The organism is uncultured Tenacibaculum sp., from assembly GCF_947499065.1.
GTDB lineage: Bacteria > Bacteroidota > Bacteroidia > Flavobacteriales > Flavobacteriaceae > Polaribacter.
Genome location: NZ_CANMMT010000001.1, coordinates 398896 through 423899 on the forward strand (window position 1 = coordinate 398896; position 25004 = coordinate 423899).

Consider the following 25004-nt stretch of genomic DNA (forward strand, 5'->3'; position numbering starts at 1 on the left):
AATTTCTTTTGTTTGATGATTTTTAACCTTATTTTTGCTAGCATTATTTAATAATTACACAAAACATTTCAAGAAGAAATATGTCAAGAGTTTTAACTGGAGTACAAAGTACAGGAACCCCACATTTAGGGAATTTATTAGGAGCTATCTTACCTGCCATTGAAATGGCTAACGATCCTAAAAATGAATCGTTTTTATTTATTGCCGACATGCATTCTTTAACACAAATTAAAGATGGTGAGCAATTACGTGAAAACACCTACAGTACTGCTGCTACTTGGCTTGCTTGTGGAATTGATATTTCTAAAACAGTTTTTTATCGTCAAAGTGATATTCCTGAGGTTACCGAGTTAACTTGGTATTTAAGTTGTTATTTTCCATACCAACGTTTAACCTTAGCACACAGTTTTAAAGATAAAGCTGACAGATTATCGGATGTAAACGCTGGATTATTTACTTATCCAATGTTAATGGCTGCCGATATTTTATTATACGATGCTGAAGTTGTTCCTGTTGGTAAAGATCAATTACAGCATTTAGAAATGACACGTGATGTGGCTAGTAGACTAAATAATATTATTGGTGATACTTTGGTTTTACCTCAAGCTAAAATTAATGAGAACACTAAACTAGTTCCTGGTACCGATGGTGAAAAAATGAGTAAGTCTAGAGATAACTTTATCGATATCTTTTTACCTGAAAAGAAGTTACGTAAACAAATTATGGGTATTAAAACCGATAGTTTAGCTCTTGAAGATCCTAAAGACCCTGATACCGATAATGTTTTTGCCTTATATAAATTATTAGCTTCAGATGAGCAAATTGCTCAAATGCGCGCTAACTACGAAGGAGGAAATTATGGATATGGTCATGCTAAACAGGCTTTGTATGAGTTAATTCTTGAAAAGTTCTCAGATGTTCGTGCGAAATATTACCACTACATGGAAAATCGTAACGAAATTGATGAAGCTTTAGCTATTGGTGCTGAAAAAGCTCGTGCAATTGCAAAAGATGTTTTAAAAAGAGTACGTGATAAAGTAGGTTACTAAAAAAACTAATTATGAAATCTCTTTTTACTTTTAGTAGTATACTTTTATTACTTTCATGTGCACAACCAAAGGAAAAAACTTTTGTAACAGAAGCTTCTTGCGGACAATGTCAGTTTGGGCTAAAAACCCAACGTGGTTGTGATTTAGCTATAAAAGTTGATGACCAAGCTTATTTTGTTGAAGGGGCTCATATTGATGATTATGGTGATGCACACGATGAAAACATTGGTTTTTGTAATACAATTAGAAAAGTAGAAGTTACTGGTAAATTAGAAAACGAAAAATTTAAAGTTAGTACTTTTAAAATAGTAGAATAACTTTATATAATATCATAAAAACAAAAACCGAAGTTAATTACTTCGGTTTTTGTTTTTATAAAGATTTTCTATGCCAATTAAAACATGTCCAATATTTATCTTTAAAAACCTCATAATTAATCTCAATTTTTGATTGATATTTAATCTTGATTTGGTCTATTACCTTACTTGCTTTTCTATAATCTTTACAAGCAAAAAAAACTTCTCCAATGTTGTCTCCTGTTTCTCTTCCTACATTTAAAAAACCCTCATAATCTTTCAAGTCTAACATTATATCTTCTTCTATATTATTTAAAAGACTGTAAGTACTATCATTTGGAAATCCTCTTGTTTTCTCTCCTTCATATGGAATCTTAATCTTCATAATCCATGGGTGTGACGCTGTCTCATCCCATGCCAACAAATCTGAATTCATTATCGCTAACAAAGTATTACCATTTTTCAACTTTGCTTCTAAACTTATATAACTATCCTCACTTGTATTATATCTTACGCCATCATATTTTTCAACAAATTCTTTTTCTCTCCATATTAAAAAATCTTTTAATTTTTCAATTGGCACTAACTCTTTTTCTTGTTCTTCATTAGATGTAAATTCTATATTATCTATAACAGTAACCACTTTTAATTCTCCTAAAAAGTTTTCTAAAAAAATATAACTTCCATTAATAATTTCATTCTTATTTTTCTCCGAGTAATCCTTATGAACAATAGTTATATCTATTTCATCTGGACAGTCCTTTACTTCATTTTCATAAAAAAACATATTCTCTTTTCTAAACTTAAACCCGCCCATATTTATGACTACATCGTCTATATCAGAACTTGGTTTATGAGCTTGAAATTTCCAGTTAGGTAATTTGGGTGCTGCAGCTATTAACTCTTCAATAAGATAATAATTTTTAATATCTCCATCAGAAGTAAGTATCAAATCTGCAATATCATCATTTACCATTCCTGTTAAATACCATATTCCTTCTTTTAATTGATCTAATTTTGGTGATATTTTATCAAAAAAATTTAATGAAATATTTTCAGCCCCTCCTCTTTTAATTACATTAAAGAACTTTTTCTCGTTTTCAATAAACCAATTCCAAAAATCTTCATAACTATTAATTGATTCATTTTTTTCCTTTCCTAGCAATTTTTTTAATATCCTCATATTCTTTTCCCTTTAAGGTGCTGGATTCGGAATAACCGCGTGTACCGCTTCAATTTCTCCTAAAATCTCTTTGCTTAAATCAATATTAATAGAATTAATGTTTTCTTTTAATTGGCTCATTTTTGTTGCACCAATAATATTACTCGTTACAAATGGTAACTGATTGATATATGCCAATGATAATTCAGAAAGTGTTAATCCATGTTTTACAGCTATTTTCTGATATTCTTCCACTGCTTTTAAAGAACCTTCAGACATATATCTTGCTATAAATCTTGGAAACAAAGTTCCTCTTGCTCCTTCCGGTGTTTGTCCATTTAAATATTTACCAGACAACACTCCTTGTGCTAATGGTGAATATGCTAACAATCCTATATTTTCTCTCATAGACACTTCAGACATTCCATACTCATAACCTCTATGGATTAATGAATATGAATTTTGAATTGTAACCATTCTTGGTAGTCCTTTTTCTTCTGCTGTTTGTAAATACTTCATGGTTCCCCAAGGCGTCTCATTTGACAACCCTACTTGCTTAATTTTACCTTCTTTTACTAAGTCGTTTAAGGTTTCTAAAATCTCTAAGTGATTTTCTGCTTCTTTGGTTGAAGTTTCATAAGGATAATCGCGAACACCAAAACAATTTACACCTCTATCAGGCCAGTGTAATTGATATAAGTCTATATAATCCGTTTGTAGCCTTTTTAAGCTCCCTTCTACAGCTTCTTTTATATTTTCCCTTCCAAATCTTCCTTCACGAATATGAGCCGTATAAGCACCACTTCCTGCTATTTTTGAAGCCAATACTACTTTGTCTCTGTTTCCTGTTTTTTTAAACCAAGACCCAATAATTTTTTCTGTAGCTCCATAAGTTTCAGGAGTTGCTGGAACGGAATATAATTCAGCAGTATCAAAAAAGTTTACTCCTTGTTCTAAGGCATAATCCATTTGTTCGTGTCCATCAGCCTCTGTATTCTGATTTCCCCAAGTCATTGTTCCTAAACATATTTTAGAAACTTTTATATCTGTATTTGGTAGTGTTGTATATTTCATAAGTTAATTCTCAAATATTATCCTTGTAAAAATACAAGGTTTTTATATTTTTTTCTTCTTAAAATTAACACAAAAAAATCCCGCTAATTGCGGGATTCTTATTTAATTATCTGACTAAATATTCAGTTAATCTTCTTTTTTTAAGTTTTTTAATCAATGCAAACACTGCTATTGAAAGAATTATTAAATATCCTAAAATTACTTTAACAGTACCAAATTGAGCTAATCCTAAAATAAGACCTCCCAAACCTTGTCTTCCTCTTACTTCATATTCGTAACCTTTTTCTATTTCTCCTGCTAAAAAAAATATCCATAAAAATATCGCTGTTGAAAACAATATAGCAAAAGCTTGTGGTTTTATATACTTCATAAAAGAAGGTTTTTCTTTGAAATAATTAAACCTAAACAAACTCTCTTTCAAATAAAGAAAAACTTCTCTTTTTATTTTTTCATCATTTATAATTATTTCTTCTTCAGAACTACCTCCATAAAAAACTTTCATTTTATTGTCTTCTTCTGGGTTTTCAATACTTTTTATATATGAAAAAGGGATATTAAAAATATCTTCTGGTATTATTGATTTTTCAAAACCTGTAACTAACTCAGATTTTATATATTTATTTGTTTTACCTATATAAATAAATTCATTTGTAACAACTATAAAATTGTTATTATTACAGAACCAATATTTCATCTAATTTTCTTTTTCTTTTAGCTATTTATTATTTCAAAATAGCTTCGATTCCTGGTAAAGTTTGTCCTTCTAACATTTCTAACATAGCTCCTCCTCCTGTAGACACATAACTTACCTTATCTCCAAAACCAAACTGCTTAACTGCTGCTACCGAGTCTCCTCCTCCTACTAAAGAGAATGCTCCATTCGCTGTTGCTTCTGCAATTGCATTTCCAAGTTCTATTGTACCTGTAGCAAATTTTTCCATTTCAAAAACTCCTAATGGTCCGTTCCATAAAATAGTTTTTGATTTTGCAATTACTTCTGCAAATTTTTCTGATGTTTTTGGTCCACAATCTAATCCCATCCATCCTTCAGGAATTTTAGTTGTATCTACTTCTTGAGTATTGGCGTCCTTTGAAAAGGCATCTGCAATTACTGCGTCTACTGGTAAATGTATTTCTGTATTATTCGCTTTCGCTTTTTCTAATATTTCTAAAGCTAAATCTAACTTATCATCTTCTACTAACGAATTTCCAATAGTTCCTCCTAAAGCTTTAATAAAAGTGAATGTCATTCCTCCACCTACAATAATGTGGTCTACTTTTTCAATAATATTTTCAATCACTCCTATTTTAGACGATACTTTAGCTCCACCTAAAATTGCTGTTACTGGCTTTTCTGAATTATTTAAAACCTTGTCAATACTTTCAATTTCGGTAGCTAATAAATTTCCAAAACATTTATTCTCAGGAAAAAACTGTGCTATTACTGCTGTAGATGCATGTGCTCTGTGTGCAGTTCCAAAAGCATCGTTTACATACACATCTCCTAATTTAGATAATTGCTCAGCAAAAGCAACATCTCCAGCTTTTTCTTCTGAATAAAAACGTAAATTTTCTAATAATAAAATCTCCCCGTTTTTTAAATCAGCAACAGCAGCTGATACTTTATCACCAACACAATCGTCAACAAACTTAACTTGTACCCCTATTACTTCGGTTACTTTGTCTACAATATGACCTAATGAAAATTTATCTTCCTTTCCTTTTGGTCTTCCTAAATGTGACATTAACACACAGCTTCCTCCATCTTCTAAAATCTTTATAATCGTTTTCTTAGCTGCTTGTATTCTGGTATCATCAGTTACTTCAAAACTATCGTTTAAAGGAACATTAAAATCTACTCTTATTAATGCTTTTTTATTTTCGAAATTAAAATCGTTAAGTGTTTTCATTACTTAAATTTAGTTGATTGTTATTTTTAAAAATTGTCTTTTCTTTCTTCTTTCACCGTATAAAATTAACTCATTCTCTGAAACTTGTTGTACATATCGGCAATTAAAAGGTGCTACTTCTTCTTTATTAGCTAATAAAGTTTTATAAATAAAGTTTCCATCGGTGTCAAATTTAACAATATATAAATTGGTATTATTCCTTGTTGCTTTCCATAAGAAACTTTCTCTAAATTTTATTCTACCTCCTGATAATTCTCCCATTTTCTTATGAGCGTTTAAAATAAGATACTCATTATTGTTATATTGAGCTGTACCAAAAGACATTAATGGATTTGAAAAATATCCTGACGTTTGTGCTTTATTGATATTTCTAGCCCACAAAAGATCTCCTTCATCACTTAATTTCAATGTAATTATATCGTCAAAATTGTATGATATTCTTGAATACCCTCCAAACCTATTGTAAACATACGTTGTTGTTATAAAAAATTCTTCTGCTGTAATAATCATTCCTCCTCCGTCTGGATATGAAACGCTTTTAAACCTAATATTACTCAACTCTTTATCTTTCGATTTCCCGTATTTGTCCATTAAAAACTGCTCAGTAAATGGAGAAAATTTAGAGTTTTCTATATTCAAATTTTCTGGATCAATAATAAAAGAACATACTCCCTTAAATCTAAACTCATTTCTATCTGAATAAAAACCTATACAACTTAATTTATTTTCTGGTGTAAAATCTAATTCCAAAGTTGCTACAAAATGATCTTCTACAGACAATTTTGTTGAAATTACATTGTTTTCTGTGATTTTAAATAACTCATAATGATAATTTCCTCCTTTTTTCTTTTTCTTCTTTTTAGGATATACTTTCCCTAAGACAGATACTTCTCCTTCATCTGATACTTTTACATCTTGAAGTTTAAATTGTTTGTCTTTATAAGGTAACTCAAACTCCTTCTCCCAAAGTTGATTAAAATCTTCATCAAAAACTAAGATACTGTGATGTTCATTTTTTTTATCAGAAGAATCTATATTAAACACATTATATTTCCCTGATTTTGAAAAAGATAAATTACCTTCAAAATCCCTATCTATTTTAGACCCTGAAAAAATAGATGCAAAAAATGATGGATACCTATCTGTAGTTACCTCGAAAATTTTTCTTTTGGTAAAATCAAATTCTTCTTTTGCTGAAGTATATAAAAAAGCCTCTATCTTTTTTTCTTTTTTATTTCTATAATACTCAATAAAGCCTAGAATATCTCCATTTAAAAAACTTGCAGATACTCTTCGTCTTTTTTCCATTTTATGTTCAAATGATTTTATCTTTTTAAAATCATTATCAAAAACATCTATATAAAAGTATTTTTCATTTTCTGAAGTTTTAAGTACATATAACTTATTAGACTCGTCTTTAAAAATAGTTCTTAAAATATTTGATTGTTTTTCTTTTTGAACGTCACTTTTAAACAAAGCAACATCTATTGGGCTTTCTTGTGCCTTTATTTTTAAGGCAATAAGAATAAATAATACTAAAAAAAGTGTTTTTTTCATTGCAATTGTGTTTTGATAAATTTAGTTGTCGAAAATACTATATTTTAGCAATACATTTAACCTTATTTTAATCAATATGGAAAACACTTCTGTACTAATAAAATCAGAAAAATTAAATCTACAAGAATGTTACAATTTTGTTTCCGATCCTTCTTGTGGTGGTATTGCTGTTTTTGTTGGAACCGTAAGAAATGCCACTCAAAACAAAAGTGTTACTCAACTAGATTTTTCAACATATAAACCCATGGCTATTAAAGAAATGCAAAAAATTGCCAACATAGCTTTGGATAAGTTCTCTATTAAGAAAATTGCCATTCATCATGCCGAAGGTTTACTACAAATAGAAGATATTCCTGTTATTATTACCGTTTCTTCTCCTCATAGAAAAGCCGCTTTCGATGCTTGCCAGTATGCTATCGATACTTTAAAAGAAACTGTACCTATTTGGAAAAAAGAATACTTTGAAGATGGTGAAGTTTGGGTAAATGCTCATCCATAACTCTTTTTTATGATACAGTACAAAACAACATCAAGTATTGAAGAACTAAACCAAATTATAGATTTACAGCTTAGTAACTTACCTCAAAACTTAACTGATATTGAGAAAAAGGAGCAAGGTTTTGTAACTGTACAACATTCTATTGAGGTTTTAACAAAAATGCATGATATACATCCTCATATTATTGCTAAACATGGAGAACAAGTTATTGGTTATGCTTTATCCATGTCTAAAATTTTTAGGAATGAAATTCCTGTTTTAGTTCCTATGTTTAATGAAATTGATAAATCTTCTAAAAAAGAGGACAACTATATTTTGATGGGACAAGTTTGTATTGATAAAAATTACAGAGGCAAAGGAATTTTTAGAAGCTTATATGAAGAAATGAAAAATGCATTTTCTAACACTTATGATGCTATTATTACTGAAATTGATGCTAACAATACTCGGTCTTTAAATGCACATAAAGCAATTGGTTTTAAAGAATTATCTATTTATAAATCTAACAACCAAAATTGGATTATTGTTTATATGGGTATTTAATACGGTAAATCTGCTGGCTCCATAAAACTAACTTCTGGGTTATACATTTCTTTTAAAACCTCTTTTATCTCTTCCATAAACTCGCTCAATTTCTCTTTTGTTACTAAATTATCAGGCTTTCTATAATTTGATGAAAAATTCATTTTCAAAAACCCACTTTTTAAATTCTTGAAAGAAATTATTCCTGCTTCTATTTCTTTAGAAAAATCAAACTTAGTATTTTGAGTATATAAAAAAGCATATAACATAACTTGTATTGCTTTATGATACTTTAACTCTCGAATGCTATCAAAATCTATAACTTTCAAATTGGTTGAACTAACCATACCAGTTTTATAATCAATAATTCGGGTTACTCCGTTTAGTTCATCAATTCTATCAACCTGTCCATGTATTTTTATCGGAAACTCTATTCCTTCAACAGCTATTTCAGCAGCTAAGTTTTGCTCTGTTGCTATAATTTTTAATTGGTTATTTTTATCTTTTAGTAATTGTTCTTCTTTTGCTAAAAAATTTTTTACAAAACGATTTGCAACTTCAAAAACCAATCTATTTTTACCCGTTTTTATATCTCCGTTTCTAAAATGCTTTGAAAAGAAAAAGACAACAAGGTCTTCTCTTTTCTTATGCATTTGCTGTACATCCTCTAATTGTAAAAACTTATTTAAATACGGCTTATATAATTCTTCCAAAGTATCATGAACTACTGTTCCCATTGTATTCGCTGCCACAGTTTCTTCTACATTTTCAAACTCATTTATTTTTAAAACTTTTTGTTTATAAAAAGCTATCGGATTGTATAAGTAGTTTGTTAATGCAGATGGTGAAATTCCTTTCCTTGCCAGTTCTTGCAATCGTTCTAAAGCTTTTTCATCTTTTTGTATTTCTTTTAATTTTACTGGCGATGTTACTACTTTTGGACTTATTGTTTCCTCAGTAATATCATCTCTCATCATTTCTAACTGTGTTACAAAACGACTTTTTTCTCCACTTCCAAATACATCATGTTCTGTATTATACAGTATATAAATGTTCTTTGCTCTTTGTAATAATCTAAAAAAGTGATACGAAAAAAGAGCATCTTTTTCCTTATATGTTGGAAGCCCAAATGCTATTTTAACATCAAAAGGAATGAATGTATTTTGTTGACTACTAGCTGGCAATACTCCTTCATTTACTGAAGTTATAATTACGTTTTCAAAATCTAACATACGTGTTTCTAGTACTCCCATAAGTTGCAATCCTTGTAAAGGTTCTCCCTGAAAAGACAAACTTTCTGATTGAATTAATTGTTTAAAAAACTGATGTAATGTTTTTAAATCTTGTACATAATTAAACTCGTTATGCAAGTTTTGTAATTGCGTAAATGCTGTATAAAATCTAAACAAGTATTCTTTCTCTAAATCGTTTGCTGTATCTTTTAAAACATTGATGAGCTCTAATATTCTTGATAAAAAATCGCTTATTGATGTAAATGGTTTAAAAACATTATCGATTACCTCCTTTATTTTATCCTCTAAAGGAAGAAGAAACTCATTAATTTTCTCTTTGTCTACAAACGTGTTGTTCTCTTTTACGATAGCTTCTGAAATTACATCTGCAATATTTTTTTGCTCTTCTACTTGTAAAAGTCTATATATGGTTGCGTCTTTTACCAACCGAACAACATCTTTATGGTAGAATAACCCTTCTTCTTGTTTTTGTAATTTTTCTTGATTGATAAACAATTGAAAAACAGCAAAAATTAAACTTGTTGTTGGAATATCTTTTAACGGATATCCCATTGTTATATTTATTGCATCTACATTTTTTGGTAAGGAGTTTAGAGTAATTGGTAATAAAGTTTCATCAGCCAACACCAATGCTGTATTATTATAACTTGGTAATTTTGATAAAATCTCACCAGTATATTTTATTTGAGTAATATTTTTTGACGCTCCAATTACTTGGATGTTTTTGGATTCAGAAAAATAATCTTTAATCGTTTGAATTGGATTGTTTTCATAATGCTTCCAAGTAGTTTTATATTTCCTTAGAAAACTTCCTGCTTGATGAGTTCCTTCATAAAACGTTTTTTCAATATCCCAATATACTTCAGTAGTTTCACTAGTTAAAAACTCTTGAAATATATATTCTTCAGCACTATTCAATGCATTGAACCCTATAAAAACATACTTCTTATCTTTATTTCTTTGAACATAATCAGCTACTTTTTTAGTTGCTTCTCTGTACAGTACTCCTTGATAACCTATTTTATTGTCTGTTAAAAAATGATATAAAGATTCGTATAATTTTTCCAACTCTTCCATAAAAGAAAAGTGATCTTTCATTAGTTCAGTTTCCTTAAACTCTCCTTTTACTGACCATTTTTTTAAACGATGTATATCTCTCAAATACACAAAAATATCGCGAGGATTAATTAAATGTTGATCTATCTCATTAAAATCTTGTAATACCGTAAATGCCCAAGAAGAAAATTTATCAAATGAATCCGGATCTTTTACTATTTCTTTATAAATTGTATAAAAGTGAAATAATAACTGAACACTATCTGCTTTTTTTATTTCAGAAATTTCTTCAACAAAATCGCCAATATTAACTATACGAGGTAAAAAACCTGCTAAAATTTTATTCTTAAAATCTTGTTTAACAAATACACCTGCTCTTTGAGATGGTAATATAAACACTACATTTTCAAACGTTTTTGTTGTTTGCGCAATAGCATCTAAAGTTTCTGAAATAAACGATTGCATAAGCTAATTTTAGTATAAGCAAAGTACAATTTTTATCTTATTTTTGAGATGATAATACTTTCAATTTTTAGCAATGAATTCATCTAATAAACTTAAGATTGCTCTTATACAATCTGACCTTGTATGGGAAAATCCAACTGAAAACAAAAATCGCTTTCAAGAGAAAATTATGGCTATTTCTGATACTATCGATTTAATTATTCTTCCTGAAATGTTTACTACTGGTTTTTCTATGACGCCAGAAAATATTGCTGAAACTATGGAAGGAAATACGGTGAATTGGATGCTTAAATTAGCTAAAGAGAAAAACTGTGCTATTACTGGAAGTATTATTATTACTGAAAACAATAATTATTATAATAGATTACTTTTTGTTCATCCTTCGGGGAAAATAGATTCTTACGATAAAAAACATACGTTTACATTAGCTGGTGAACATGAAGTATATACTGCTGGAAAAACTAAAAATATTATTGATTATAAAGGATGGAAAATATGTCCTTTAATTTGTTATGATTTACGCTTTCCTGTATGGGCTAGGAATACTGAAAACTATGATTTATTATTATATGTAGCCAGCTGGCCTAAACCTCGTGTTGAGGCATGGGATTCTTTACTAAAAGCTCGTGCTATTGAAAATATGAGTTATACTATTGGTGTAAATAGAGTAGGGGTTGATGCTAACAACTATGAATATAATGGTAACTCCGTTGCTTATGATATGCTAGGAAACTGTATAGACAAAAAGAATAATAACGAAGAAGTTTCTATAATGATTGAACTTGATAAAAAATCTCAACTTAAAATTAGAAATAGATTTCGTTTTTTAGAAGATCAAGACAATTTTATATTTCAATAAAAAAAGCAACCTTTTAAAGGTTGCTTTTTTGTTTTAAGCTGGTATCATCCACTTAAAATTAAACTTGGTATCTGGAACTACAATACGTTCTGTAATTCGATACATTCTATCTGGCAACTTCATTAAGTAGTCTCTTGCTTTTTCTGCCTCTGGAGTTAAACCGGTGATTTTATCAATCTCCCAAGCTTTGTTTAACTTCCTTAAAATGTCAACATAGTCAAAACCTGTGTATACACCTATTCTTTGAGCTACTGTAGAGAAATCATCAAATAAACTTCCTTTTTCTCCAAAAGACTCTCTTAAATGCATTGCAGGCATTACTATTTTGTGTTTCATCATGTGTTGAAAAGCTAACATCATTTCACTCGGATCTATTTTAAATATTTCCTTCACAAAATCTGTATAAGCAATGTGATGACGCATTTCGTCTCCTGCTATAATTTTAGACATTTTTGCTAAAGCTTTATGTCCTTTTTTCTTAGCTATCTTAGCTACATTATTATGTGAAATGTATGTTGCTAATTCTTGGAAGCTTGTATACACAAAGTTTTTATATGGATCAGTAGCTGTTCCAATATCAAAACCATCAGCAATTAAATGCTGAGTAGAAATTTCAACTTCACGCATATTTACTCTTCCAGAAAGGTATAAATACTTGTTTAATACGTCTCCATGACGATTTTCTTCTGCTGTCCAAGCGCGAACCCATTTTGCCCAACCATTATCTGGTTGCTGTGTTACTCCATCTAAATCTAATAACCAAGACTCATATGTTGGTAAAGCTTCTTCTGTGATTGTGTCTCCAACCAAAACTACCCAAAAATCATCATCAAGCTCTTTAGAAAGCTCTTGAATTTCTTTTACTTCTTCTATAAAAGAATCTTTTTGAGAATTTGGTAAAAAATCTGTTGGTTGCCAAATTTTTTCAATTGGGATTAAGAATTTGTCTACAAAACTGTCAATATTTTTTTCCAGCGTTTGCATTACTTCCTTTCGAATGTTTTGTAATGACATAATTATATTTAATTTTAATTTTTATAAGGGGGTTATTCAATTGACTCTTTGATGGTGGTCTCTACATTTGCTATCAACTCATCAAACGGTAAACTATCAATTTTTATTGGTTGGTGTGTTTTAATTTTTATGGGACTTCCTAATCCTAATGGAAATTTACCATACTTAAACACTTTCCATGAATTGTTAATTGTTAGTGGTACAATATACGCTTCAGGATTATATTTTGTAATCATTTTAAGACCATTAACTGAAAATGATTTAGGTTTTCCTGTTCTACTTCTTGTTCCTTCTGGAAATATAGCTGCAGACCATTTATTTTTATTAATTCTTTTTGAAAAACTTGCTAACTCTGTTAAAGCTTGTCTAGAATCTTTTCGATCAATTAAAGCTGCTCCTCCATGTTTTAAATTGAAAGAGATACTTGGAATTCCTTTTCCTAGTTCTTTTTTGGATACAAATTTTGGGTAGTGTTTCCTAAAATACCAAATAATTGGCGGAATATCAAATGTACTTTGATGATTTGCAACAAAAATTAGTGTTGTGTCTTCAGGTAAATTTTGTTTATTCTCAACTTTTACTCTAATTCCTAAGATTAGAAGTGATTTAATTAAAAACCAATTCATAATATCTACCACGTTTTGATGCCCTTTTTGACCAAATAATTTTAGGCCAATCCATTGCAAAGGATGGAATATTAATAGTAGAGAAAAGAACACCAATGCAAAAATTGATGACAATATATAGCTTAAGAATTTCATTGTTTTATTTTTAATAATCTGCAAAAATAAAAAATCCCGCGAAAGCGGGACTATATATCTGTGTTAAAACCAATTATTCCATGGAATTCTCGATAGCACTATTACTAATGCTAATCCATAAAAAATTGCAAAAGTTTTAAATTTTGCTTCACTCTTAACTTGCTTTTTATGTTTTGACCAACCAATTGTTATTAAAACAATAGCTATAATCATCATTATTGGATGCTCTAAAGCCAACAAACGTGCTCCAGAATCTTTCATTACCTCTCCTCCATTACTTTTTAAGGCTTTATACCAAGGAGACATAAAATACCATCCTAAACCTATTAATAATTGAATGTGGGCCGTTATTAAAGTAAATAAACCTAAACGGAATTCTTTATGAGTAAATTCTTTTTTTTGTACTAAACCAATTATTGCATTTACAACTGTATAAACTAATACGGCTAATACTATATACGCCCAATAAGAATGTATTGTTTTCATCATATCTTCACTTAATTTTATAGAGTGATGCAACTAATAATTACATCAAAATTTGTTAGTTTTTGTTGCTTGCAAAGTTACTGTTTTTTATGCATAAAAAAACCACCTCAATTGAGGTGGTTTTAAATTTTATTAAACTAAGTTTTAATTAAACTTATATCTAACTCCTAATTGCATTTGCCATCTTGATGAGTTTAATCCACTATCATCAGATCTATTAAGTGATGTTTCTGCTCTTGGATCATAAGTATATCTTGGAGTAGTACCATCCGCTTCAAATCCTTCGAAGTTTATTAACTGTACAGCATTGAAACTTCCTGAGAAATATCTTTTACCCCAATTCTTATTTAATAAGTTTGTGAAGTTAAAAATATCTGCAGTTAATTCTATTGCGTGAGAATTTTTCTTTCCTTTTAATTTAAACTCATGAGCAAATTTTAAATCTACTACATGGCTCCATCTAGATCTATCTCCATTTCTTTCAGCAAACTGACCTCTTCTACTTCTAAGATAATCATTACTTTCAATAAAGTTGTTTAAATCTGTCCATTGCTGAGCTGCTGTATAAGTACCATCGTCGATTAAATTAATTTCAGATGCGCTAGAAGGTACATAAATTAATGAATTAGATGCTCCAGAATCAGAAGCTAATGCTCCTCTATCGTTGTATATGTAACTAAATACATTTCCTTGACCTGCATCATAAAATAACCCTAAAGTTGTTTTATTCCAATCATTCCATTTGAAATCAATAGATGCATTAGATAATACTCTATGTCCTTGAGCAAAATCAGATCTTGATAAACCTAAATCGTTAGCTCCATTAATATTTTCTACTCTTGCCCATTGAGAACTGTTTTGAGAAGAAGTTCCATCATTGATTACATAAGAATCACCATAAGAATATGAAGCTTGTGCTCTTACATCAATAAAATCTGAATAAAAGTTTTTACTTAATGTTGTTGAGAAGTTCCATGAGTGACCTTCATTTGTATTAGATGCTAAATACACTCCTTGATAAGCATTATCTACTCTCTTGTATCCATAATTTGGTCTACTTCCTGGTTCAGTAGTTTTAAACTGAGGTCCTTCTATATTTAAGTTTTCATATTTAATAGCTCTGATATTATCATTCCAGATAAAATCTGCAGAGATATTAAAATTAGCTGGTAATTTTTGATCAATTGCTAAGTTTGTTTTAAAAACTTGAGGTAACATAAAGTCTGCTGCAAATAAATCAACTACACCTCCTGTAGAACCTGAACCAGGTGCTGGATCTTTATATTGAGAATTAACGTCAGGATTAAAATCTGGTATAAAGTCACCTCTACTAGAACGGTTATCAATTCTTCCTGATGTAACTCCATTATTGTTATAAGCTCCTCCTGGCCATACTAAAGGTACTCTTGAAGTAAAGATACCAAATCCTCCACGGATTTTTGTACTCTTATCTCCTTTAACATCCCATGTAAATCCAACTCTTGGAGAAATATGTAACTTAGAGTCAATTCCTTTACCTACTCTAGCTCCTTGTAAATTTTTACCAGCAGCAGTTAATAAATTAACTGTTCTAGTGTTAAAGTCTGCATTTGTTCTTCCATTTTCCCAGAAAGGAACATCAAAACGTAAACCTGCTGTTACTTTAAGTCTGTCAGAAAATGTAATTTCATCTTGGAAATATACACCTAATTGATAAGCATCAAATTTTGCAGCTCCTAATGAAGTATCTCCATTACCTCCAATTAAAGAATAACCTAAACGATATCTAATAGCTTTTTGTTTTGCTAAGAAATCATTTACATTACTAAATTCATAATATCCAAAGTTTCTTCCAAAGAAAACATTGTTAATAGATGAAAATTCATTGTGAGTACCTATAGTAACTTTATGAGCTCCAGCGTAAATTTCAAAATTATCAGTAATTGTTAATATATCTGTCTCTAATAAGTTTGCTGTAGAAAAAGGCTCTGATCCAAAAGTAATACTACCTCTACCATCTCTAATTCTTACATTAGGAAAAGGACTACCATTAAATCCTCTATCATCTTTAACTTTTGTATAACCTACTACTAAGTTGTTAGAATATTTACTACCAAAAGTAGAGTTTAATTCTAAAGTAGATGTATTAGTAACTGATTCGAAAACTTGGTTACCATTTGAAAAATTGATACTTCTTGTAGAAGATGAATTTGCATTATTATTTACTCCTTTTACATAAGAGTGCTTTAAAGATAACTTGTGGTTATCGTTAATGTTCCAATCTATCTTAGCAATTAACTTATCACTTTTTAATGAAGAAATTGCATTATTAAATCCTCCTACGTTATATCCGTATTCGTTTGCTATAAATTGAGATAAGTTAGCTAAACCAGCTGCGTCAGTATCTCCAGTATAATTATCTGTGAAAAAAGCTCTAGGAGTTTCATTATCTTGTCTTTCGTAGTTAACAAAATAGAATAATTTATCCTTTTTAATTGCTCCTCCAATTCTAGCTCCATAAGTTAAAGCTGTAAATTCAGCTAATCTAACTCTTTCGTTAGTACCAGCAATATCAACTGGTGTTTTACCTGCTAATTTTTCATTTCTGAAAAAAGAATAAACAGATGCTTGTGTTTGATTAGTACCTGACTTTGTTATTGCGTTAATAGATCCTCCAGCAAAACCAGATTGTCTTACGTCGAAAGGTGCTATATTAATCTGAAACTGATCAATTGCATCTAAAGATATAGGACTAACTCCTGTTTGCCCTCCATTTGTTCCTGAACTAGCTAAACCAAATACATCATTATTAACAGCTCCATCTAAATAAATAGCGTTATATCTATTATTTTGACCTCCAATTGAAATCGTATTATCTCCACTTATCTGAGCTTGTGGTGTTAATCTAGCAAAATCAGAAATAGATCTCGAAATAGATGGTAAAGCAGAAATTTGTTTTCTAGATACTTTTGTTTCTGAACCATCCTTTTGATTAGTAGTATTAGCTACTACTACAATTTCTGTTAACATGTTTGAATCCTCAGCTAATTTAGCGTTTACAGTTTCTGAATCACCTAAGCTTAAAAACAAACCTTCTTTTTCATAAGTTTTATACCCTACAAAAGAAATTGTAACTTTATAAGGTCCACCAGATCTCATATTTGAAATTCTGTAAAATCCATCTAAATTTGTTGATGCTCCATACTTAGTACCTGTAGGCATGTGTACAACTAAAATATTAGCCCCTGGTAATGCTTCATCGAAACCATCAATTACTTTTCCTCCCATTGAAGAGGAAGTAACTCCCTGTCCTAAAATTGTAGCCGATACAAAGAATAAGGCCACAAGTAAAACATTTTTAAATTTTCTCATTGTTTAATCTAATTGTTATTAAATGCGGAGGCAAAGGTCTTGCTTTTATACCTTGTTAATATTAACTTAATGTTAAGTTTTTTAACATTGGCTTAACAATACCTGATAAACAAGAAGTTAAATTTTAATGCTTTTTTTAGTTTTTTAGCATTTTTTTAGCAAGTTCTTTCCCTAATTCAACACCAAACTGATCAAAAGAGTATATATTCCACACTATTCCTTGTGTAAATATTTTATGTTCATAAGTTGAAATTAACATTCCTAATGTTTTTGGAGTCAATTTTTTAAACAAAAGTGAGTTACTTGGTCTATTTCCTTTAAATACTTTATAAGGAAGTAATTTATTTATTTGGTCTAGCTTATTTTCTGTCTTTAACTCCAAGTGTACCTCTTCTTTTGTCTTTCCATAAGCTAATGCATCCATTTGTGCATAATAATTAGCCATTAACTTTTTATGGTGATCTGTTAAACCATATAATGATTCTTCATATCCAATAAAGTCAGTTGGAATCAATTTTGTTCCTTGATGAACTAATTGCATAAATGCATGTTGCATATTCGTTCCTGTACTTCCCCAAACAATTGTTCCTGTTTGATAATCTATTTCTTCTCCATTTCTATCCACTCCTTTACCATTACTTTCCATAATAGCTTGTTGTAAATATGCAGGAAGTTTGGATAAGTATTGACTATATGGAAGTACTGCCTCTGTTTCACTTCCATAAAAATTATTATACCAAATACTTAACAGTGCTAAAATTACGGGAATGTTTTTATCGAAATCAGCTGTTTTAAAATGAACATCCATTTCTTCAGCTCCATTCAATAACTCTTTAAAGTTATCATAACCTACCGATAAACTTATTGATAAACCAACGGCTGACCATAAAGAAAATCTTCCACCAACCCAATCCCACATTGGGAAAATATTTTTCTTGTCTATACCAAAACTATTTACTGCCTCTAAATTGGTAGATACCGCAACGAAATGTTTAGTAATATCAAAAACTGTAGCTGATTTTAAAAACCAATCTCTAATAGTATTTGCATTAGTTAATGTTTCTTGAGTTGTAAACGTTTTTGATACTATTACAAATAATGTAGTTTTAGGGTCTAACTTTTTTAATATTTCTGAAACATGATCACCATCTATATTAGAAACAAAATGTGTATTTAGTTTGTTCTTATAATATTGTAATGCTTCCACTACCATATCAGGACCAAGATCTGAACCTCCTATACCAATATTAACTACATCGGTAATTGACTTACCTGTATATCCTTTCCACTTTCCTGAAATAACTTTATTACTAAAGCTTTTTATTTTTCTTAAAGCTGTTTGTACTTTAGGCTTTATATCTTTACCATCTACAAGGATAGGCTCTTCAGAATTACTTCTTAAAGCTGTATGTAATACTGCTCTATTTTCTGTTTCATTTATTTTTTCTCCTGAAAAACATTTTTCTATTGCTTCTTCTAAACCTACTTCTTTTGCTAGAGAAACCAATAAACTAATTGTTTCTTCTGTTATATGGTTTTTTGAATAATCTACTTCAAAATCATTATAACAAATAGAAAAATTTTTCTTCCTATTCTTATCCTTTAGAAATAACTCTTTTAAACTATTGTTTTTTGCTTCGTTAAAATGTTCTGTCAACTTTTTCCATGACTCAGTTTGAGTTGGATTTATGTTTGGTAAAGGCATAATTGATTTAGTGTTTTTCTATTACTTCTAATTTCTTAGCTAAAAGTGTATCTTTTTTTTCTTCTGCTATTTTAGGTTTCTTTTCTGGAAAAGATATAGTATCCAACTGTTTTTTTAATGGTTCTATAAACTTAAAAAAAGTTGGTTTTATTTTTGGATCTAATGGTTCTGCAGATGGTAGTTTTTGTCTAAAAGGATCGACTTGTCTTCCATATTTCCAAAAACGATAACATACATGTGGTCCACTTGTATTTCCTGTCATTCCTACCCAACCTATAATATCTCCTTGTTTTACATAATCACCTACTCTTACATTTCTTCGTTTCATATGTAAGTATTGTGTTGAGTAAGTACTATTATGTTTTACTTTTACGTAGTTACCGTTTCCTCCTCTTCTGGCAGATTCAACAACCGTTCCACTAGCCGTGGTCATAATAGGTGTTCCATATTTAGCTGCAAAATCGGTTCCTCTATGTGCTCTAATTCTATTTCCGTATAACTTAATACGTCTTCTTAAATTATATCTAGAAGAGATTCTATATTGAAATTTTATTGGTGACTTTAGAAAAGCACGTCTTAGCATATTTCCTTTTTCATCATAATATTCTGCAATATTCTTAATAGAATCTGCCACAAACTTATAAGCGTGTAAATCTTCTCCTTTATGATTGAAAACGGCTGCTTTTATTTCTCCATATCCAACAAACGTAGTATCATTAATAAAACGCTCTTCGTAAATTAATTTAAATTTGTCTCCTTTTTGTAATCTGTAAAAATCAAGAGTCCATGCATAAATATCGGCAACAGTATTTGTTAAAGTAGGTCTTAATCCTAAGCTATCCATAGTTACTGATAAACTTGAATATATTTCTCCGGCTATTTCCTTTTCAACCGTTTTTACTTTTTTCTTAAATCTATATGCAGATATAATAGAGTCTTTAAAGTCTACTATCATTGCATTTACCTTATCCTGTTTATAAATAAAAACTTGTGCTTTTGCTAATGAATCTTTAGATGTTAAAATAGTATATGCTTTTCCTGAACGAATCCTTCTTACATCAAAAGTGTCTTTTATTTTTGTCGCAATTTGATTAATTTTTGGATACATCACATGATGTCTATCTAATATAATACCAAAACTCTCTCCATTTTTAATGGTATCATTGACAATATTGTAATCATCTAAATTGTATCCAAATACATAGACTGGCTTAGGTTTTTCAATTTTAACAACTGGTTCTACGGGAGCTTTCTTTTCTTCTTTACACGAGATAAAAAATAAAAATACGAGACCAAGAAATGGGAGGATGTGTTTTTTCAAAAAAGTTGTTTTAAAATTGAGTTTGTGCGCAAAAGTACAAATAAAAACTTTTGCTTTTAACACTTTAACAATATCTAAACATCTTATAACTTACTATTAATCAACTATAATTTCAAATGGATTTGCTAAACCTTTATAGGCTTCTAATTCAGCACGTAGTGAGCCAACAGACAATGATGCTTTCATTTTTATTGGAATCTTATTATCATCGGCAGTAATCCAAACAGTTACACTTTCTTGAGCTTTAAAAACTCTTCCTGCTTGTACCAAAGGTCTAAACTTTTGTGTCCTTACCTTACCAAATTTTGTTTTTAAAATTTCAAACCCTAAAAAACGTAATTTAAAAGGATAGGTTTTATCATCCATAAACATATCTACTTTTATCTCTTCCCCTTTTTTCATCTTTTGGGTATCGTGACTTCTTAAAAAATAGAAAGTAGAAATCATATCCTGTGGACCTTTTATAGAAATAATACTATCTTTTTGTTTTAGAAAGTCCTGTACATATGCTGTATTATTTTTATGGTTAAATGTTACTTGACGATTCTTTTTATAACCTCCCTCATCTATTTTTCTTTTGAATAAATATGGTTTCCCTGTATTCTTATCAAAATATGATTGGTAATTATCATCTACTTTAAAAAACCATTTAATCATCCCTGTTGTCCATCCTTTTCCTGTAGCATGCAACACCTTTTCACCCTTCAAGTTTTCTTCCTTTAATGATAACGTAGCATTACCAGCTTTTAAAAAGCCGCTGTAACTCATTTTAAACTTTAACCATTCACCGTCTTTAAATGCTGTTATTTTTTCTTGACTAAAACTTTGTATAGCAAAAAACAATATGGAAATAAAAAGTATCTTTTTCTTCATGACATTCAAACTTATGAAAAATGATAGACAATTACCATTCCAAAATAAAAAAAGAGATTAAAACTAACCTCTTTTTAAACTTATTATAATGTTAAAACTAAAATGTACCCCAGTTTTTCAGCTCTTCTTCACTCCATAAATATGGAAAGAAAATTCTTCGCTGATATTTTGGGTGTAAATATTTTCTCCAATTACTTCCACCTGTTGCTTCAAGTGCCGTATCATCTCCTCCTAAATATTTACCTGCTGCATTATAATGTGCCATTACCCACTTTACATTAACTGTATAATCGTAATGACGCATTGCTTCTATTAACTCTTTATTCTCTTGAACTTCTTTAGGCAATTGCTTAAACTTTTTTGAAAGATTACAATCGTTATAATCTTCCATAAAATCAATAAACTCACCCATATATTTCTTTTCAAATAACTTTAATAAGGTAGTTTTTTGTCCTGTTGAATAATTTTTACCTGCTGCTTGCCAATACAAATGATCGTAAGCATTCTTAAATGAAGAATCCCTATCAATGGTATCTCTAAAACGGGCATCAATTAAGTTGATTAACTCTGTTGATGCAAATTCTATTTTTCTGTATTGTGCACTTTGGAAACCACTTGCTGGAGTTAAGGTATTTCTAAATTTTAAATATTGCTCCACATCCATTCCTTCTCCCATTACTGAAAAAGAACTACTTAAAACATCAAAATACCTACTAATTCTCATTAGATGTTTAGTAAATTTTTCTGCAGATATTTCATTTGATTTTGCAACTTGATCTATTTCCCATAGAATCATTTTGAACAACAACTCATTTACTTGATGATACATGATAAATACCATTTCATCTGGTTGTGTTGTTCTAGGGATTTGTAATCCTAAAAGTGCATCGGTTTGTATATAATCCCAATAGGTTATAGGTTTACTCCACAGTAAGCCTTCTAACATTGCTTCTACTGGCACTCCTAATTCTTCGTATTTATTTTCTATTGACTTTAATATTTCTTCTTTACTCATTGTTTTGTTTATTAAAAATAGGTATAAAATTCACTTTCGATTTTGTTAGTGAATTTTACGAGAAGGGAGATTTTATATTTAAATATCGATCCATTTTTTCAACTAAAAACCAAGAAACATAACATGTAAGTTTTGATTCTTGGTTTTTTGTTTTTGATTAGACTTTTGTCTCTATAGCGTACCTCTTAATTGTTGTTCTCTTTCAATAGATTCAAACAATGCTTTGAAGTTTCCTGCTCCAAAACCACGGGCTCCCATTCGTTGAATTATTTCAAAGAATAAAGTTGGCCTATCTTCTACTGGTTTTGTAAAAATTTGTAATAAATATCCCTCTTCATCAGCATCTACTAGTATTGATAACTTTTGTAATTCAGAAATATCTTCTTTCATAATTTCCATATGCTCTCCTAAACGCTCTGGAATCATATCATAATATGATTGTGGTGGTGGCGGTAAAAACTCAACTCCATTAGCTTTTAACTGAGATACTGTTTTAATTATATCATCAGTAGCTACAGCAATATGCTGAACTCCTTCACCTTCGTAGAAATCTAAATATTCTTCAATTTGAGAACGTTTTGCTGCTTTTGCTGGCTCGTTGATTGGAAACTTAATTCTTCCGTTTCCGTTAGACATTACCTTACTCATTAAAGCTGAATATTCTGTATGAATTTGTTTATCATCAAACGATAAAAAGTTTACAAATCCCATTACATCTTCATACCATTTTACCCATTTATCCATTTGATTCCATCCTACATTTCCAACCATGTGGTCAATGTATTTTAAACCTGCATTTGGTGGATTGTAATCTGTTTTCCATTCTTGAAATCCTGGTAAGAACACTCCATTGTAGTTTTTACGTTCTACAAACATATGTACTGTTTCTCCGTAGGTATAAATCCCTGCACGAACTACCTCTCCATGCTCATCAGTTTCAACAGTAGGTTCCATGTATGATTTTGCTCCTCTTGAAGTTGTTTCTTCCCAAGCTTTACGAGCATCTTCTACCCATAGTGCTACAACTTTTACACCATCACCATGCTTTACGATATGATCGTTAATTGGCGATTTACTATTTAATGGTGTTGTTAAAATTAATTTAATTTTGTCTTGTGTTAACACGTAGCTTACAGAATCTGTAGATCCTGTTTCTAATCCTTTATATGCATATGACTGAAAACCAAATGCTGTTTTATAAAAGTGAGCAGATTGTTTTGCATTACCTACATAAAACTCTACATAATCTGTTCCTAAAAGTGGTAAGAAGTCTTGTGCTCCTTCAAATATTTTTTCTAAACCGTAGTTTACTGATTTTATCTCTTTACTCATGATGTTGTTTTGTTAGTTATTGTTATTCCAACCAAGACTTATAATAATCTTCGTCTGCAATCTTCATCGCCTCTTCTGTTACTTGTAATGGTTTAAAAGTATCTACCATTACAGCCAATTCTTCTGTTACTGTTTCTCCAATACTTCTTTCCGTAGCTCCTGGGTGTGGTCCATGAGGGATTCCTGCTGGGTGTAATGAAATATGCCCTGCATCGATATCGTTTCTACTCATAAAATCACCATCTACATAATATAATACCTCATCAGAGTCTATATTACTATGATTGTATGGAGCTGGAATTGCATTCGGATGATAGTCGTATAATCTTGGTACAAAACTGCAAATTACAAATGCGTTTGTTTCAAATGTTTGATGCACTGGTGGCGGTTGGTGAATACGACCAGTAATTGGTTCAAAATCGTGAATTGAAAACGCATACGGGAAATTATATCCATCATAACCTACCACATCAAAAGGATGTGAAGCATATACCATTTCTATAATTTCTCCTTGTTTTTTTACTTTAATTAAGAAGTCTCCTAATTCATTATAGGTTTCTAATTCTTCAGGCCTTCTCAAATCACGTTCACAAAATGGTGAATGCTCTAATAATTGACCAAACCAGTTTCTATAACGTTTAGGTGTATATACTGGAGAGTAAGACTCTACTATAAAAAGTCTATTATTCTCATCATCGAAATCTAATTTATATATTATTCCTCTAGGAATTACTAGATAATCTCCATATTTAAAATCGATATTACCTAACATTGTACGTAATTTTCCAGACCCTTTATGAATGAAAATTACCTCATCTGCATCGGTATTTTTATAAAAATAGTCTTTTGTTGAATGCTTTGGTGCTGATAATATAATATTACAATCTGAGTTTGTTAAAACTACTTTTCTACTCTCTAAATAATCGTTTTCAGGCGGTACTTGAAACCCTCTAAAACGATATGATTGTATATTATTAGCTTTCGCTATTTTTGGCGCAACAGAATATTGTTTACGAATTTCTTTAACCATGGTAGGCCTGTGCTCATGATAACTATTGGTTGACATACCGTCGAAACCAATGGTACCGAAAAGCTGTTCGTAATACAAGCTTCCATCTTCTTTACGAAATTGTGTGTGTCGTTTTGGTGGGATTTTCCCTAATTTATGATAAAATGGCATAACCTTATATTTTTAATGATTTTTTATATAGTGCTCTTCATAAGAAACACTACTCTTTTTACTAATCGTTAATATTTATAAGGTAATTATTCTGGATTGCGTTTTATCATATATTTTAAATGCGCTAAAAGACCTTCCCAATGCATTTTCATTAGTTTTTGTTGTGTGCTTACAAATATACCAAATTTAAAAACACATTATATCTTCTTAGAATTCAAAAAAATACACTAAGTTATTTAAAATAATTCTAAATAACCTTTGTTT

The 25004-nt window shown here is 30.0% G+C and carries 21 protein-coding genes; 5 read left to right on the plus strand and 16 right to left on the minus strand.

The genetic code is table 11. The annotated features are described in order from the left end of the window. Positions 1–80: 80 nt before the first annotated feature. Together trpS and Q0958_RS01790 are read left to right on the plus strand one after the other, a co-directional pair. The gene (gene trpS / locus Q0958_RS01785; RefSeq protein WP_299118805.1) at positions 81–1049 is read left to right on the plus strand and encodes a tryptophan--tRNA ligase; all 969 of its coding nucleotides are present in this window, start codon (positions 81–83) and stop codon (positions 1047–1049) included. A gap of 11 nt (positions 1050–1060) precedes the next feature. Then, the gene (locus tag Q0958_RS01790; protein WP_299118808.1) at positions 1061–1366 is read left to right on the plus strand and encodes a DUF6370 family protein; all 306 of its coding nucleotides are present in this window, start codon (positions 1061–1063) and stop codon (positions 1364–1366) included. A gap of 55 nt (positions 1367–1421) precedes the next feature. Here Q0958_RS01790 and Q0958_RS01795 read toward each other — a convergent pair whose 3' ends face one another. The 5 genes from Q0958_RS01795 to Q0958_RS01815 form a co-directional block, all read right to left on the minus strand. Continuing rightward, positions 1422–2528 carry a DUF695 domain-containing protein gene (locus Q0958_RS01795; RefSeq protein WP_299118811.1) on the minus strand — a complete coding sequence of 369 codons (1107 nt, stop codon included), beginning with the start codon at positions 2526–2528 and terminating at the stop codon, positions 1422–1424. A 12-nt stretch (positions 2529–2540) separates the two neighbouring features. Next, entirely contained in the window at positions 2541–3581 is a 1041-nt protein-coding gene (locus tag Q0958_RS01800; protein ID WP_150898276.1) for an NADP(H)-dependent aldo-keto reductase, read from the minus strand. Between the two features lie 106 nt (positions 3582–3687). After that, positions 3688–4275 carry a hypothetical protein gene (locus Q0958_RS01805; protein ID WP_299118816.1) on the minus strand — a complete coding sequence of 196 codons (588 nt, stop codon included), beginning with the start codon at positions 4273–4275 and terminating at the stop codon, positions 3688–3690. A gap of 28 nt (positions 4276–4303) precedes the next feature. Continuing rightward, entirely contained in the window at positions 4304–5491 is a 1188-nt protein-coding gene (locus Q0958_RS01810) for a phosphoglycerate kinase (RefSeq protein WP_299118818.1), read from the minus strand. Positions 5492–5500: 9 nt separating this feature from the next. After that, the gene (locus Q0958_RS01815) at positions 5501–7048 is read right to left on the minus strand and encodes a hypothetical protein (protein WP_299118821.1); all 1548 of its coding nucleotides are present in this window, start codon (positions 7046–7048) and stop codon (positions 5501–5503) included. A 76-nt stretch (positions 7049–7124) separates the two neighbouring features. Between Q0958_RS01815 and Q0958_RS01820 the strand changes: the two genes are divergently transcribed. Then, complete coding sequence (locus Q0958_RS01820) at positions 7125–7547, plus strand: molybdenum cofactor biosynthesis protein MoaE (RefSeq protein ID WP_299118823.1); 423 nt, start codon at positions 7125–7127, stop codon at positions 7545–7547. Positions 7548–7556: 9 nt separating this feature from the next. Beyond that, positions 7557–8090 (plus strand): GNAT family N-acetyltransferase, encoded by a 534-nt coding sequence (locus Q0958_RS01825; RefSeq protein ID WP_299118825.1) that lies wholly within the window; start codon positions 7557–7559, stop codon positions 8088–8090. Here the strand turns inward: Q0958_RS01825 and Q0958_RS01830 are convergent. Beyond that, on the minus strand, positions 8087–10843 hold the full coding sequence (locus Q0958_RS01830) for a PD-(D/E)XK nuclease family protein (protein ID WP_299118826.1): 2757 nt from the start codon (positions 10841–10843) through the stop codon (positions 8087–8089). The two genes, Q0958_RS01825 and Q0958_RS01830, sit on opposite strands and share 4 nt — an antisense overlap. A 73-nt stretch (positions 10844–10916) precedes the next feature. Between Q0958_RS01830 and Q0958_RS01835 the strand changes: the two genes are divergently transcribed. After that, positions 10917–11702 carry an amidohydrolase gene (locus Q0958_RS01835; RefSeq protein ID WP_299118827.1) on the plus strand — a complete coding sequence of 262 codons (786 nt, stop codon included), beginning with the start codon at positions 10917–10919 and terminating at the stop codon, positions 11700–11702. Positions 11703–11735: 33 nt separating this feature from the next. Here the strand turns inward: Q0958_RS01835 and Q0958_RS01840 are convergent, their stop codons facing one another. The 10 genes from Q0958_RS01840 to Q0958_RS01885 form a co-directional block, all read right to left on the minus strand. Then, positions 11736–12716 carry an acyl-ACP desaturase gene (locus tag Q0958_RS01840; protein ID WP_150898268.1) on the minus strand — a complete coding sequence of 327 codons (981 nt, stop codon included), beginning with the start codon at positions 12714–12716 and terminating at the stop codon, positions 11736–11738. Between the two features lie 32 nt (positions 12717–12748). After that, positions 12749–13477 carry a lysophospholipid acyltransferase family protein gene (locus Q0958_RS01845; RefSeq protein ID WP_299118831.1) on the minus strand — a complete coding sequence of 243 codons (729 nt, stop codon included), beginning with the start codon at positions 13475–13477 and terminating at the stop codon, positions 12749–12751. A 63-nt stretch (positions 13478–13540) separates the two neighbouring features. Then, positions 13541–13963 carry a hypothetical protein gene (locus Q0958_RS01850; RefSeq protein WP_299119970.1) on the minus strand — a complete coding sequence of 141 codons (423 nt, stop codon included), beginning with the start codon at positions 13961–13963 and terminating at the stop codon, positions 13541–13543. Positions 13964–14107: 144 nt separating this feature from the next. Continuing rightward, a complete protein-coding gene (locus Q0958_RS01855; RefSeq protein ID WP_299118833.1) occupies positions 14108–17314 on the minus strand; it encodes a TonB-dependent receptor in 3207 nt (1068 codons plus the stop codon). Between the two features lie 136 nt (positions 17315–17450). Further along, on the minus strand, positions 17451–19019 hold the full coding sequence (gene pgi / locus Q0958_RS01860; RefSeq protein WP_299118835.1) for a glucose-6-phosphate isomerase: 1569 nt from the start codon (positions 19017–19019) through the stop codon (positions 17451–17453). 7 nt (positions 19020–19026) lie between these two features. After that, a complete protein-coding gene (locus Q0958_RS01865) occupies positions 19027–20340 on the minus strand; it encodes a peptidoglycan DD-metalloendopeptidase family protein (RefSeq protein WP_299118837.1) in 1314 nt (437 codons plus the stop codon). A gap of 96 nt (positions 20341–20436) precedes the next feature. Then, the gene (locus tag Q0958_RS01870) at positions 20437–21213 is read right to left on the minus strand and encodes a DUF3108 domain-containing protein (protein ID WP_299118838.1); all 777 of its coding nucleotides are present in this window, start codon (positions 21211–21213) and stop codon (positions 20437–20439) included. Between the two features lie 97 nt (positions 21214–21310). Beyond that, the gene (locus tag Q0958_RS01875) at positions 21311–22228 is read right to left on the minus strand and encodes a tryptophan 2,3-dioxygenase family protein (RefSeq protein WP_299118841.1); all 918 of its coding nucleotides are present in this window, start codon (positions 22226–22228) and stop codon (positions 21311–21313) included. A gap of 171 nt (positions 22229–22399) precedes the next feature. After that, positions 22400–23560 (minus strand): 4-hydroxyphenylpyruvate dioxygenase, encoded by a 1161-nt coding sequence (gene hppD / locus Q0958_RS01880; RefSeq protein WP_299118844.1) that lies wholly within the window; start codon positions 23558–23560, stop codon positions 22400–22402. A 22-nt stretch (positions 23561–23582) separates the two neighbouring features. Next, positions 23583–24740, minus strand: a complete 1158-nt coding sequence (locus Q0958_RS01885; RefSeq protein ID WP_150898260.1) for a homogentisate 1,2-dioxygenase — start codon at positions 24738–24740, stop codon at positions 23583–23585. Positions 24741–25004 lie beyond the last annotated feature (264 nt).

Excerpts from the sequence above, each read along its gene's own strand:
- trpS (WP_299118805.1), top strand. The coding sequence starts at position 81 with ATGTCAAGAGTTTTAACTGGAGTACAAAGTACAGGAACCCCACATTTA.
- Q0958_RS01790 (WP_299118808.1), top strand. The coding sequence starts at position 1,061 with ATGAAATCTCTTTTTACTTTTAGTAGTATACTTTTATTACTTTCATGT.
- Q0958_RS01795 (WP_299118811.1), bottom strand. The coding sequence starts at position 2,528 with ATGAGGATATTAAAAAAATTGCTAGGAAAGGAAAAAAATGAATCAATT.
- Q0958_RS01800 (WP_150898276.1), bottom strand. The coding sequence starts at position 3,581 with ATGAAATATACAACACTACCAAATACAGATATAAAAGTTTCTAAAATA.
- Q0958_RS01805 (WP_299118816.1), bottom strand. The coding sequence starts at position 4,275 with ATGAAATATTGGTTCTGTAATAATAACAATTTTATAGTTGTTACAAAT.
- Q0958_RS01810 (WP_299118818.1), bottom strand. The coding sequence starts at position 5,491 with ATGAAAACACTTAACGATTTTAATTTCGAAAATAAAAAAGCATTAATA.
- Q0958_RS01815 (WP_299118821.1), bottom strand. The coding sequence starts at position 7,048 with ATGAAAAAAACACTTTTTTTAGTATTATTTATTCTTATTGCCTTAAAA.
- Q0958_RS01820 (WP_299118823.1), top strand. The coding sequence starts at position 7,125 with ATGGAAAACACTTCTGTACTAATAAAATCAGAAAAATTAAATCTACAA.
- Q0958_RS01825 (WP_299118825.1), top strand. The coding sequence starts at position 7,557 with ATGATACAGTACAAAACAACATCAAGTATTGAAGAACTAAACCAAATT.
- Q0958_RS01830 (WP_299118826.1), bottom strand. The coding sequence starts at position 10,843 with ATGCAATCGTTTATTTCAGAAACTTTAGATGCTATTGCGCAAACAACA.
- Q0958_RS01835 (WP_299118827.1), top strand. The coding sequence starts at position 10,917 with ATGAATTCATCTAATAAACTTAAGATTGCTCTTATACAATCTGACCTT.
- Q0958_RS01840 (WP_150898268.1), bottom strand. The coding sequence starts at position 12,716 with ATGTCATTACAAAACATTCGAAAGGAAGTAATGCAAACGCTGGAAAAA.
- Q0958_RS01845 (WP_299118831.1), bottom strand. The coding sequence starts at position 13,477 with ATGAAATTCTTAAGCTATATATTGTCATCAATTTTTGCATTGGTGTTC.
- Q0958_RS01850 (WP_299119970.1), bottom strand. The coding sequence starts at position 13,963 with ATGAAAACAATACATTCTTATTGGGCGTATATAGTATTAGCCGTATTA.
- Q0958_RS01855 (WP_299118833.1), bottom strand. The coding sequence starts at position 17,314 with ATGAGAAAATTTAAAAATGTTTTACTTGTGGCCTTATTCTTTGTATCG.
- pgi (WP_299118835.1), bottom strand. The coding sequence starts at position 19,019 with ATGCCTTTACCAAACATAAATCCAACTCAAACTGAGTCATGGAAAAAG.
- Q0958_RS01870 (WP_299118838.1), bottom strand. The coding sequence starts at position 21,213 with ATGAAGAAAAAGATACTTTTTATTTCCATATTGTTTTTTGCTATACAA.
- Q0958_RS01875 (WP_299118841.1), bottom strand. The coding sequence starts at position 22,228 with ATGAGTAAAGAAGAAATATTAAAGTCAATAGAAAATAAATACGAAGAA.
- hppD (WP_299118844.1), bottom strand. The coding sequence starts at position 23,560 with ATGAGTAAAGAGATAAAATCAGTAAACTACGGTTTAGAAAAAATATTT.
- Q0958_RS01885 (WP_150898260.1), bottom strand. The coding sequence starts at position 24,740 with ATGCCATTTTATCATAAATTAGGGAAAATCCCACCAAAACGACACACA.